Source organism: Streptomyces sp. NPDC001985 (genome assembly GCF_040296845.1).
GTDB lineage: Bacteria > Actinomycetota > Actinomycetes > Streptomycetales > Streptomycetaceae > Streptomyces.
On the sequence record NZ_JBEOYB010000123.1, the window covers coordinates 1 to 12,540 of the forward strand.

At 71.2% G+C, this 12,540-nt stretch carries 8 protein-coding genes; all 8 read left to right on the top strand.

Annotation, left to right across the window (positions count from 1 at the left end; translation table 11 throughout):
• Positions 1–1,095: 1,095 nt before the first annotated feature.
• Positions 1,096–1,926, top strand: coding sequence for a helix-turn-helix transcriptional regulator (locus ABT122_RS31875; RefSeq protein ID WP_351559367.1), 831 nt, complete (start codon positions 1,096–1,098; stop codon positions 1,924–1,926).
• Between the two features lie 229 nt (positions 1,927–2,155).
• Positions 2,156–2,893, top strand: coding sequence for an IclR family transcriptional regulator (locus ABT122_RS31880; RefSeq protein ID WP_351559369.1), 738 nt, complete (start codon positions 2,156–2,158; stop codon positions 2,891–2,893).
• 145 nt (positions 2,894–3,038) lie between these two features.
• Positions 3,039–3,866 carry a helix-turn-helix transcriptional regulator gene (locus tag ABT122_RS31885; protein WP_351559371.1) on the top strand — a complete coding sequence of 276 codons (828 nt, stop codon included), beginning with the start codon at positions 3,039–3,041 and terminating at the stop codon, positions 3,864–3,866.
• An 894-nt stretch (positions 3,867–4,760) separates the two neighbouring features.
• Positions 4,761–5,702 (top strand): RNA polymerase sigma factor SigJ, encoded by a 942-nt coding sequence (sigJ, locus tag ABT122_RS31890; RefSeq protein WP_351559372.1) that lies wholly within the window; start codon positions 4,761–4,763, stop codon positions 5,700–5,702.
• A gap of 344 nt (positions 5,703–6,046) precedes the next feature.
• Complete coding sequence (locus tag ABT122_RS31895) at positions 6,047–8,419, top strand: helix-turn-helix transcriptional regulator (protein WP_351559374.1); 2,373 nt, start codon at positions 6,047–6,049, stop codon at positions 8,417–8,419.
• Positions 8,420–8,776: 357 nt separating this feature from the next.
• Positions 8,777–9,991, top strand: a complete 1,215-nt coding sequence (locus ABT122_RS31900; protein WP_351559376.1) for a DegT/DnrJ/EryC1/StrS family aminotransferase — start codon at positions 8,777–8,779, stop codon at positions 9,989–9,991.
• Positions 9,985–11,100 carry a DegT/DnrJ/EryC1/StrS family aminotransferase gene (locus ABT122_RS31905; RefSeq protein ID WP_351559378.1) on the top strand — a complete coding sequence of 372 codons (1,116 nt, stop codon included), beginning with the start codon at positions 9,985–9,987 and terminating at the stop codon, positions 11,098–11,100. The genes ABT122_RS31900 and ABT122_RS31905 overlap by 7 nt, the downstream gene beginning before the upstream one ends.
• Positions 11,101–11,144: 44 nt before the next feature.
• Positions 11,145–12,407 carry a nucleotide sugar dehydrogenase gene (locus ABT122_RS31910; protein WP_351559380.1) on the top strand — a complete coding sequence of 421 codons (1,263 nt, stop codon included), beginning with the start codon at positions 11,145–11,147 and terminating at the stop codon, positions 12,405–12,407.
• Positions 12,408–12,540 lie beyond the last annotated feature (133 nt).

Genomic DNA, 12,540 nt, shown 5'->3' on the forward strand with positions numbered 1-12,540 from the left:
TGCGGCTGTCTCTTATTTTTTCCTTTTTTTTTTTTTCGTGCCGCCCCCCCCCCCCCCCCGCGCCCCCCCCCCCCCCCCCCCGGGGGGGGGGGCGGGGGGGGCCCCCCCCCCCCCCGCCGGAGGCATCGATTCCACGCCGGTGGGAGCGATCAGATCCAGCCGTTCCCTGGGGACCGCCGGCGGCGCGGGCCGGCCGGTGCGCACGGCTCCGGGGGGGGCGGCTTCCGGCCCGCCCGGCGATCAAGGGCCCAGCCCCTCGCTCTTGGTGGTTTCCCACAAAGGCACGGAGGCCCGGATCGCCGCCCGGGCCCGTCGCGGGGCCGGAATCCGGCTCCCGAGCGGTACGTCGCCGTACGTCGCCTTCGCCCCATTCCCGCACTCCGCCGGAGTCCCGGCCCCCGGGTCCGCGCCCCCCGCGCGCCCGCGGTCGCCGGAGTCCGTCCGCACGGCAGGAAGATGATGGCGGCGCGTTGAACCCTCACGCGCAGTGACGATCGTCTGGCACTTTCCTGCCGGTCTCCCGACAGGCACTTCTGGCCGAAAGAGCATGATTCCCACCGGTAGTCGAAGCTTCGCCCGGGCTCGGGCCCGAGGGGCGGGAGCACCGGAGGAACCGTCCCGTATCACCGTTCGTGTCCACCGCTCCGCGAGGGCCACCGGGCCCGCCCCGCCCCGGCGGAGGGCTCTCCCGCGGGGCTCCCGGCCGGTGGGCGCGGTGGTCCCGGGCGGCCCCGGAACGGCGGCACGGCCCCGGTCGGCGGCCGTCACCGGCCCCTCGGCGCGGCCGGGAAGAGACCCGCCCGGATCGGCACGCTCCGTGACGGACCCCACAGCGACCTCACCCATGCTTGATACAGCCATAGGTGGTTGACGCCCATTCAAGGGCCAAACTAATGTCTCGCGTTAATCGTTACTGGTGCGGCCGACAGACCGGACTTCCTGGGGACAGCGGGGGGTCGAGGGGGTGTCGATCGTCACGTTCATCCGAGGCTTCTCGCTCGTCGGCGGAGGCGGGTAGGCGCGCTGTGCGCGTACCCGGCTGGTGACATGGGGGCCGAGGAGTGTGCCGCCGCACCATGACCGGGGGGATCTGTAATGGTGTCGACAGCATACGAGTGCGAGCAGTCTCAAGGGGTGACGACGCCGGGGCCACGCGGTGACGCGGATCGCTCCGGATCGCGCGCGGGCGCGGACAGTCTCGAAGAGGCGCTGGTACGGGCCCGCGACCTGCTGGACATGACGGTGTCGCTGCACCGGCAGGGCACCCGGGGCAGCCCGGTGACGGCCGTGTCGGCGCACAACGAGCGGGCCGTGCTCGACGAGGTGGACGCCTGCCTCGGCCAGGCGCGGCGCAGTGTGAGCCTGGTGCTGACCGGGCAGGCGCACGGGCGGCTGATGCCGGCGGTCCTCCCTCATCTGCACAGCATCACCAGGAAGCAGCTCACGGCCCGGATGCTGCACTCGGCCCAGGCCGGCGCACCGCAGTCGGCGCAGCTCATCGGCCGTCTCTCCAACCGGTTCGAGACCCGGGTCACCTACTGCGTGCTCCGGGAGACCCTGATCGTCGACGGCCGGATCGCCCTCTTCCGGGACGACGCCGGAGGTCATGGCGACCGGTTCCTGGCCGTCCAGGACCCGACGACGGTACGCACCCTGGCGCTGCTGTTCGCCGGCTTCTGGGGCTCCGCGATGAGCCCGGCCGGCCACTCCTGGGACAGTCAGAGCCTCAGCTCGGACGCCGCCCGCCGCATCCTCGAATGCCTCCGCGACGGCCAGATCGACGATGTGGCCGCCCGGAAGCTGCGGGTGTCGCTGCGCACCTACCGGCGCCATGTCGCCCAGATCATGGAGGCGCTGGGCGCGCGCTCACGGTTCCAGGCGGGTGTGCGCGCCGTGGAGCTGGGCCTGTTGAAGTCCGAAGAGTGAGACGCGGGGCCGCTCAACGGAGAGCGGCCGCTCCGCCCACTGACATCCGGGCAGCCCCGGACAGCCGCTCGCGGCGCTCCCCGCCCCACTCGCGGGCCCGGCGCCGCCATGGCGCTGCCCGGTCACGGCCCCCTGGGACTCCAGCGGTGCAGTCACCGCTGAAACGAGGTGTACCGACGATGGCATTCGGTGTCGACAGAAACCGGGATACCCGGCCGGACGGTGTGCGGTGACCACTTCGGCCTCCCCCGGCACCCTTCAGTACGTCAGCGGGGTGGGGGTGCTGGACAAGACCTCGCTCGTGCTGAGCACGATCGAGTGCGGTCCCGCCTCGCTCAACCGCATCGTGGCCAGCACGGGTCTGCCCCGCTCGACCGCGCACCGGCTCACCCAGGCCCTGGAGCGCATCCGGCTGATCGGCCGCGACGCCCAGGGGCGCTTCGTCCTCGGCCCCCGGCTCGGCGAGATGGCGGCGGAGGCGCAGCGGGACCGGATGCTGGCGGTGGCCCGGCCGCTGCTGGCGGAGCTGCGGGACCGGACCCGGGCGGATGTCCGGCTCTACCGGCGCATCGGGGACCACCAGGTGTGTCTGGCGGGCGCGGAGACCTCACTGCATCCGGCGGAACGGGTTCCGGTCGGCTCGTCGTATCCGCTCAAGGCGGGTTCGGTGGCGCAGGCGCTGCTCGCCTGGGAGTCCCCGGAGCGGCTGCACGCGGGGCTGAAGGGCGCCCGGTTCACGGCCGCGACCCTGGCGGAGGTCCGCCGGCGCGGCTGGGCACAGAGTGTCGGGGAGCGGGGCCCCGGCGTCGCGACCGTGGCCACGCCGGTGCGCGGGCCCGAGGGCAGGACCGTGGCGGCCCTCTCGCTGTCGGGCCCGGTGCGGAGTCTGTCGCGGGAGCCGGGGCGGGAGTACGGCGGACTTCTCATGGACGCGGCGATCACCATCGGCGAAGTATGGAACAGATGAATCCGCGGGGAAACCGCTCCGGCAACTCCGCCGGAGGCATGGGCAATTCACTCTTCATTTAATCTGTTCTGCGTATGCTTTGGCACGCTGGGACGGCTCAGCGGAAGACCGAGGGGCTGACACTTCAACGCGGAGACGGGTAGAGATGACAACGGGGGATTCAACGGAGGTTCCACAGGGACGCGGTATTGGGCGGCTGCCGATCAGGGAGGGACCGGACGGCTCCTCGTCCGCGGACACCCTGGAGGAAGCCCTGCTCGGAATCCGGGAGATGATCGAGGAGACGATCGCCCAGCACCGGGACACCGTCTCGGGCGGCCGGGAGATCAGCGCCGTCAACGGCGAGCCCGAGGAGATCGCGCGGGCGGTGCTGGAGGTGGCCGGCTGTGCGCGGGGCCGGCTGGATGTGGTGATGGCCGCAGCGCCGGGCGCCGCGCCCTGCGCGTCCCTGCTGCCCGGGCTGCTGCTGGCCGCGCCCGACACGGCCGAGGTGCGGGTGATCTGCAATCCGGGGATGGTGGACTCGGGTCTCGTGGGGGCGGTGAGCCAGGGAGTGCGGCCGGTGCCCGTGCGGGTGCTGCCGCAACTGCCCCCGCTGCTCATCGTGATCGCCGACCAGCCCGTCGCCCTCACCGCGGCCGAGTCCCCGGCCGGGGCCGCCTACTCGGTCGTCCGGGCGCCCGAGATCATTCGGCTGCTGTTCGAATTCTTCGACGGAATATGGCAGGGCGCCTCGGCCACCGATCTGCGCGCAATACTCGATGGGCATATGCGCACGGAACTCACCCGTAAGATTCTCGGTTTGCTGCGCGCGGGAGTGACCGACGAGGTGGCCGCCCGGAGACTCGCGATATCCGTGCGCACCTATCGGCGCCATGTCGCCGAGATCATGACCGTGATCGGTTCGAGTTCGCGATTCCAGGCGGGGGTGAAGGCGGCCGAGCTGGGTCTGCTGGACTCCCGTTCTCCGTAGCGCGGGGGAGACGCGCGGGGAGAGCCGTGCGGCAGCGGGCCCCGGCGGTGTGCGGACAGCGCCGGGGGCCGGGCCGGCGGCGCGGGAGCCGCGCCGGGAGCTCCGCGATGTCGGGGCGGGGACAGCGCCGAAACATCCGGAGGGGGGAGGTGGCAGGAAGATGCCAATTCACACCTCGCCGTACCGGGTGCCGGGGGAACACCCGGTACGGAGTCGTCGCCGGCGGAGGCGGCACGGACCGGTGCCGGACGCACCACGGGAACGGCCGGCCGGAACGCACGGCAGCACCGAACGGGACATGCCGGGAGGCAGGGACGGAAATAGTCGCATCCGACCTGTCTCCCCGCAAGGGGTGCGTAACACCTCGCCGGAACCCTCGCGGGGGCCGCTCACCGGCCCCGGCGGACGGGCGGGGGGCCCGTGGCCGGCCGGGAGCGTCATGACGCCGATCGATGTCCTGGCCAGACTCCCTTGGCAGCCGGGGGAGTTGACAGCCATGGTGGAGACGGACCAGGACACCGGCGACGGAGGCGGGGCAGTGCGGTCCGGGCGCGGACGCGAGCGCGGGCGGAACGGCGGGAAGACCGTCGCCGGCGCGCCGGTGTCCCGGCCGGACCGGCCGCTCTCCTCGCACGACAGGACCGTGTCGTGGCGCGGGGCGGACTCGGGGGAATGGACCGGCATACCTCACCTCCCTTCTCGTCACGGCTTCTTTCCGAGTCCCGCGCCGCCCGGGCGGCGCGGGACACACATTAGGAGTCGGGAAGCGGCTCCAACTGTGACACGCGGAACGATAATGTGATTCAGATCACACACGATGGCTTGGGTGGTCCCTACGCTGAAGTCCGCGACCATCTGCGCCGAGGTATCCGATTGAGATGGTGAGACCGCGTCATGACCAGCAGATCCACGGCGTCAACCGCCGCTGAGCACCAGGAACTTCACGCGCACAGCACCCTGACCACCACCACCTTCGACGAGAACCGGAATCTGCTCTTCGGGCTCGTCTACAACATGCTGGGCACCGTCACCGACACCGAGGACGTACTCCAGGACACCTGGCTGTCCTGGGCGTCGGCCCGCCACGGCGAGGTGGCGAACTCCCGGGCCTATCTGGTGCGGATCGCCGTGAACCGCGCCCTGCGCTCGCTGCGCGCCGCCAAGGCCAACCGCGAGACCTATGTGGGGACCTGGCTCCCCGAACCCGTGGTCACCGAGGACCAGACCGAGGACAGCGCCCTGCGGGGCGAGTCGGTGTCGCTCGCCATGATGGTGGTCCTGGAGACCCTCTCGCCCATGGAGCGCGCGGTCTTCGTCCTTCGGGAGGCCTTCGGCTACGACTACCCGGAGATAGCCAACGTCCTCGGCCGCACCTGCGACTCCGTGCGCCAGCTGGCCCACCGGGCCCGCAAGCACGTCGAGGGCCGCAGACCCCGCTACCAGCCCGACTCCAAGGTGGTGCGCGCCGCCACCGAACGCTTTCTGGACGCCGCCCTGGGCGCCGACCTCGGCACCCTGATGGAGATCCTCGCCCCCGAGGTCCAGCTCTGGAGCGACGGCGGCGGCAAGCACCGCTCGGCGCTGCGCGTCATCGTCGGCCGCGACAAGTGCGTACGCCTGGCCGACTCGCTCGCCAAGACCTTCCCCCCGGGCCTCAACACCCGGTATCTGGAGGTCAACGGCACACCCGCCGTCCTGCTCTCCCGGGAGCACCGGCCCTGGGTGGTCACCCAGCTGGACCTGCGGCCGTCCGACGGCCGCATCCAGCGCATCTACCAGATCATCAACCCGGACAAGCTGACCACCATGCCCCTGCCCGACGAACTGGCGCCCTGAGCACCCGGGAAGGCGCTTTCCGCCGCCGTCAACAGGTACGGCAAAAGGAGGCATGAACCGGTCGGCGCCTTGCCGCCGGACCGCCCGGCCCGTGAACCTTGGAGACCTGGAGCACAAGGAACCACACACCGTGATCAAGGACAGCTGGACCGAGCCGACTTGATGGTCAGCCCGCGGCCGAAACCGTGAGGGCTCCGGGCAGGAACCGAGACAGCCATCCGGCTGTGGGCCTCCCACGACCAGCAGCAGCCGATCGCGCGGCGGGCCCATCGGGGCGCCGCGGGGACCAGCCCTGCTCACCGCCTCACACACCGGTTAACCACTACTTCTTGGGGGAGAAGTTGATGCGCACTGTGCACCGCACGGCCCAACCACCGCACCACGTCGATGTCCACCCGGCAGGCCCTGCGCAGAAGGTGGCACCACTGACCGAAAACCGCTGCTTCGGGCGCGACGCGGAGCTGGCGGCGGTCATCGACAAGCTGGCCGACCCGACCGTGCGACTGCTCACGCTGACCGGGCCCGCCGGAGTGGGCAAGAGCCGGCTCACCCGGGAGGCCGCGGCCCTCGCGGCCCCTTCCTTCGACGACAAGGTGACCGTCGTCGACCTGGCCGACCTCGACACCGCGTCCGCCGCCTGGAGCAGGATCTCCCAGGCCCTCGGCGGCACGCCCGCGGCCGAGACGGCGGACGGTGTGGCCGAGGCCGTCGCCGACTGCGAACTCCTGCTCGTCCTGGACAACTGCGACCTGCTCACCGCGCCGCTCTCGCTCGGCCTCGCCTGGCTGATCACCAACTTCCCCGGACTGCGGGTGATGGCCACCAGCCGCACCTCGATCAACATCTACGCCGAGCACCTCTTCCTGGTCCGCCCGCTCCCCGCGGGCGGCGCCGGGGCGGCCGGGGACACGGCGCCCGCGGTCTCCGACGCGGTGCTGCTCTTCGTCGACCGGCTGGGCGGCCACTACCGCGACCATGTCCTGCTCGACGACGATCTGACCACCGTGACGGAGATCTGCGAGCTGCTCGACGGGCTGCCGCTCGCCATAGAGCTGACCGCGCGCAGCATCGGCACCCTGACCCTGCGCGCCGCCCTGGACCACCTCCGGCAGGGCCGCCAGCTCCCGTACACCAGCCGGCTGCTCGACACACCCACCCGGCAGCGCTCGATGGAGGGCTCGCTCTTCTGGGCGGACGGGCTGCTCAGCACCCAGGAGCAGGAGTTCCTCCAGCGGCTCTCGCTCTTCGAGGGTCCGTTCTCCACGGCGGCGGCCCAGCGGGTCGGCGGGCTCTCCCAGGAGCAGACCGCGCGCGGCCTGGACGAGCTGATCCACAAGAGCCTGCTGCTGCTGGAGCACGACGACTCCGGCGAGCAGCGGCTGCGGATGCTCACCTCCGTGCGGCGCTTCTACCGCAAGCGGCTGGCGTCCAACACCTGCTGCGCCACGGACGCCCGGGAGCGGCACGCCCGTCTCTTCACCGAGTCGATCCATACGGGGGAGCTGGCCCGGCTCACCCCCGAGCAGCGGGCGGCGGCGGTGCGCGGCCGGCTGCCGGACATCCGGGCCGCCATCGCCTCACTGGGCGAGCTGGGCGAGCACACCCGGCTGCTGGAGCTGGTGCTGGCCCTGGAGAGCGTCTGGATATCCGGCCACCATCTGGCGGAGGTCGCCGCCCACACGGAGACCTCCGCGGCGGCGCTGCGCGCGGAGGGCCTCTCCCCAAAGGACGCCCCGCTGCTGGGCCGGGCCCTGGAGGCGGCGGGCCGCTGGCGGGCCGGGAGCGGCGATCCCGAGGGCGCCCGTGAGCTCTGGCACGCCGCGATGACGGTCTGCCAGGAGCACGGCCACCGGGCCGGTCTCACCCGTGTCATGGCCCACCTCGGCGAGCTGGAGCGCGGGGCGGGCAACAGCGAGGAGGTGCGGGCGGAGCTGTGCGCCGCCGCGTCGGAGCTGGCCGAACTCGGCGACGAGCACGGCGCCGCGCTGGCCCTGCGGTACAGCGCCCTCGCCGAGTACGAAGTGGGCGCGCCGACCGCCGAGCACACCCTGCGCCGGTCCGTGACCGCCTTCCGGGCGCTGGGCGACGAGCGCGAACTGGGTCTCTCGCTGCTGGCGCTGGCCCGGGTCCAGCTGGAGGCGGGCAAGCCCGAGCGGGCCGGTGCGGAGGTCCGCTCGGCGATGAGGACGCTGCGGCACACCGGCGGTCCCGGGGACGCGGCCCTGGCCCTGGAGATCCTCGGCTGCGCGCTCTCGGCGTCGGGCGGCGGCGAGGGGCAGCAGGAGCCGGTCGCCCGGCTGCTGCTCACGGCGAGCACTCTGCGGGAGCGCCACGGGCTGCCGCCCGGGGAGATCGACACCGCCGTGCAGAGCGTCGAGCGGCGCCGGCGGACCGCGCTGGGCACGGCGGCCTTCGCCCGGCTGCGCCGGCGGCTCTACACGGTCCGGGCGGACGCGGCGATCCAGGACGCGCTGTCCGTACCCGTGGAGGAGCCGCCGGCGCAGCCGGGGCCCAAGACGCCGGGGACCTGTCTGACCCCGCGCCAGACGGAGATCGCGCTGATGGTGGCCGAGGGCATGACCAACCGGCAGATCGCCAGCCGGCTCAGCCTCTCCGAGTGGACCGTGGTCAACCATCTGCGCCAGGTGATGCAGAAGCTCCAGGCCCCGTCCCGGGTGCATGTCGCCCGGGTGATGCAGCAGCAGTCGGGGAGCTGACCCCGGGGCCCGCCCGGCCCGCCGCGCACGCCCCCGCCGGGGCCACGGGGCGCGCTCCGGCCCGGGGGCCGCACCGGGTCGTACCCGGCCCGCGCGCGGCCCCGCGGCGCCCGCCCGGCCCGCGGAGGAGCCGTGGCCCGCGGTGCCCTCCGGGGTCCGGGGTGACCTTCGTGGCCCGTGGGGCCTGCCAGCACACCGGTCGGCGCAACGGACCGGTCATGGCGCTTCTCTGCCATGGTGGCAGGCCCCCACACCTACAAGGATCTGTCGTTGCCGCTCGGGGCGGCCCTTTCTACTGTCGTCAAGCGTCGGTCGTGCGGAATCGCACGGACACCTCATCCCAAGAACAGGAGACAGGTGGGCACAGCGCGCACAGACACAGAAATCCGCCCTTCCCAAGGGCCGGCCGCCCCCTCGAACGGAGTTCCCTTCTTCACCCAGGCCGAATCCTTCAAGGAACTCTGGCCGCTGATCAGCAGCCATGTCGGCGATGTCGTCGACCGGGGCAAGTTCTCGCACGGACGCAAGGTGTCCGAGCTGGAACAGGCACTGGCCAAGTACACCGGGGCACGGCACGCCCTCGGGGTGAACAGCGGTACCGACGCCCTGGTGATCCTGCTCCGGGCGGCGGGCATCGGCCCCGGCGACGAGGTCATCGTCCCGGCGTTCACCTTCTTCGCCAGCGCGTCGGCGGTGACCATGACCGGGGCGACCCCGGTCTTCGCGGACATCACCGCCGACGGTGACTACGCGCTGGACCCCGCCTCGGTGGAGGCGGCGATCACCGACCGCACCAGGGCCGTCATGCCAGTCCATCTCTTCAGCCAGCTCGCCGACATGGGCGCGCTGCTGGAGCTGGCCCGACGGCACGGTCTGCTGGTCCTGGAGGACAGCGCCGAGGCGATCGGGATGCGCTGGGACGGCACCCACGCCGGGCTGCTCGGCTCCGGAGGTGTCCTCTCGTTCTTCCCGACGAAGACGCTGGGGGCGCTCGGCGACGCCGGAATGATCCTCACCGATGACGACCGGATCGCCGAGCAGGCGAGTGTGCTCCGGCACCACGGCCGCATGGGGAAGACGATCGACCACATCGCCGGTATCTCCAACCTCTCCGGTGTCTCCGGCACCAACAGCAAGATGGACGACATCCAGGCGGCGATCCTGATGGCGCGGCTGAGCCGGCTGGACGAGTCCATCGCCCGCCGCCGGGTGCTCGCCGACGCCTACACCGAACGCCTCACCGGCGCGGACGGCGTCCTCGCCGTCCCCCGGCTGGTGCCCAGGTCCGTCCCCTCCGACCCGGTCTTCTACGTCTACCTCATCGAGGTCGAGCACCGGGACGAGCTGGTGGCGCGTCTCACCGCGCGGGGCATCGGCACCGAGACGTACTACCCGAGGACGCTGCACACCCAGCCGTGCTACGCCGAGGAGCACGGCGGCAGGTCCCTCCCCCGGGCCGAGGCGGCCAGCCGGCGCACCGTGGCACTGCCGCTGTACCCGGATCTGACCGAGGACCAGATCGACACGGTCTGCGCGGCCGTCTCCGACTTCTACGCCGAGGGGCAGTGGTGATTCCCTTCTTCCCTCCGGACCTTTTCGACAAGGACCGCGAAACCCTGCTGGAACTCCTCTACGAGGTGGGCACCGACGAGGAACAGAAATTCATCCTCGGCCGCCGGACCGCCGCGCTGGAGGAACTCCTGCGGGAATCGACGGGCGCGGGCCATGTGGTCGCCTGTTCCAGCGGTACGGGCGGACTCAACCTCGCCGTACAGGCCCTGGACATCGGCCCGGGCGACGAGGTCATCGTCCCCGCGTTCTGCTGCCAGCCGGTGGCCAGTTCGGTGGCGAACCTGGGGGCGACCCCGGTCTTCGCGGATGTCGACCCGCACACCATGGTGCTCGACCCGGCGACGCTGGAAGAGCTGATCACCGACCGGACCAAGGCGGTGATGCCCGCCCATATCTTCTCGGTCATGGCGGACATGCCGAGCATCAACAAGATCGCCCGAGCCCATGACCTCAAGGTCATCGAGGACGCGGCGGTGGCGCAGGGCGCCGTGCTCGACGGGGTGCCGGCCGGGCGCTGGGGCGATCTGGGGATCTTCTCCTTCTTCCAGGTCAAGTCCTTCGGCACGGTGGGCGAGGGCGGGGTGGTCCTCACCGACGACGAGGAGACGGCCCGCGCCCTGCGGATGCTGCGCAACCACGGACAGGACGGCGTCCACCGCTTCGTCCACCACCGCATCGGCCAGAACAACCGCTTCGACGAGATCATCGCCGCCTTCCAGATCGCGCGGCACGACGGTTTCGCGGACCGTCTGGAGCGCCGGGCGCAGATCGCCGACTACTACTCGCAGCGCTTCGGACCGCTCGCCGACCGGGGTGTCCTGGCACCGCCGGCGGGCCGCAACGGCCGCTGCTACTACGTGTACTCACTGCTGGTCCAGCGGCGGGAGGATCTGCGCTCCTGGCTGCTGGAGAAGTCCGTGGGCTCGCACATCTACTACCCCAGGCCGCTGCCCGCCCAGCCCGCGTTCAGCGCGTTCGCCCCGGTCGGCCGGGATCTGCCCGGAGCCCAGTACGCGAGCGACCACAATCTCGCGATTCCGATCTGGCCGCACCTCACGGACGCGCAGGTCGAGTATGTCGCCGACGCGATCTGCGACTTCTTCGCCTAACCCGCACAGCCGGTCACCGCTCAGAGAGAAAGTCGGGTCTTCTGATGACGTCAAAAGTTGTCGTGGTGGGGCAGGGATATGTCGGTCTGCCGCTGGCCGTAGCGGCGGCGGAGCGCGGATACGAGGTGATCGGATACGACACCGATGAGTTCCGGGTCAAGAAACTCGCCGTCGGGGAGTCCTATGTCGGCGACATCACGTCGGAGCGCCTCTCCGCGATACTCAGCCGGGGCAAGTACCAGCCCACCATGGCCACCAATGACCTGGACGGCTTCGACATCGCGGTGATCGCCGTGCCGACCCCGATGATCGACGGGGTGCCTGACCTGTCGTTCATCGAGTCGGCCGGGGTGGCCATCGGGGAGCGGCTGCGCCCCGGGGTGACGGTGATCCTCGAATCCACCAGCTTCCCCGGTACGACCGAGGATCTGCTCGGCCCGCAGCTGACGAAGATCTCCGGTCTGGTCCCGGGCGAGGACTTCCACCTCGGCTACAGCCCGGAGCGCATCGACCCCGGGAACCCCACCTGGAGCTTCGAGACGACTCCGAAGGTGGTCTCGGGGGTCGACGCGGCCTCCATGGAGAAGGTGACCGCGTTCTACGAGTCCATTGTCGACGAGGTCGTACCGGCGGACTCTCCCCGGGTCGCGGAGCTGGCGAAGGTGCTGGAGAACACCTTCCGGCATGTGAACATCGCCCTCGTCAACGAGCTGGCCATGCATGCCGAGGGGCTGGGCATCGACGTCTGGAAGGCGCTCGACGTCGCCGCCACCAAGCCCTTCGGCTTTATGCGGTTCACCCCGGGGCCGGGGGTCGGCGGGCACTGCCTGCCGGTCGACCCGCTGTATCTCTCCTGGAAGGTGGAGCGCGCCCTGAGCAAACCGTTCCGGCTGGTGGCGCTGGCGGACGAGCTCAACAACCAGATGCCGGAGTATGTGGTGCGCCGGCTCACCCGGGGCCTGGACCGAAGGCGGCAGACCGTCACGGACGCGCGCATCCTCGTGCTGGGGCTCGCCTACAAGGCCGACACCGGGGACATCCGTGAATCGCCCGCGCTGGGCATCGTCTCCCGGCTCATCGAGGCGGGCGCCTCCGTCCGGGCGGTGGACCACCATGTCACCGAGAGCCCCGACATCAAGGGTCTCGTCCACACCGAGCTGACCACCGAGGAGGTCGAGGCCGCGGACGCGGTGCTCCTCGTCACCGACCACAGCGATGTGGACTACGACCTGGTCGTGAAGTCGGCCCGCTACATCTTCGACTGCCGGCACCACCTGGCGCCTTCCGATCGGATCGAGTCCCTGTGAGCACACGCACCACCACGGAGAAGCGGGTAGAGCGCCTGGACCGGGTGATTATCCGGTTCGCGGGTGACTCGGGTGACGGAATGCAGCTCACGGGTGACCGGTTCACCTCGGAGACCGCGTCATTCGGGAACGA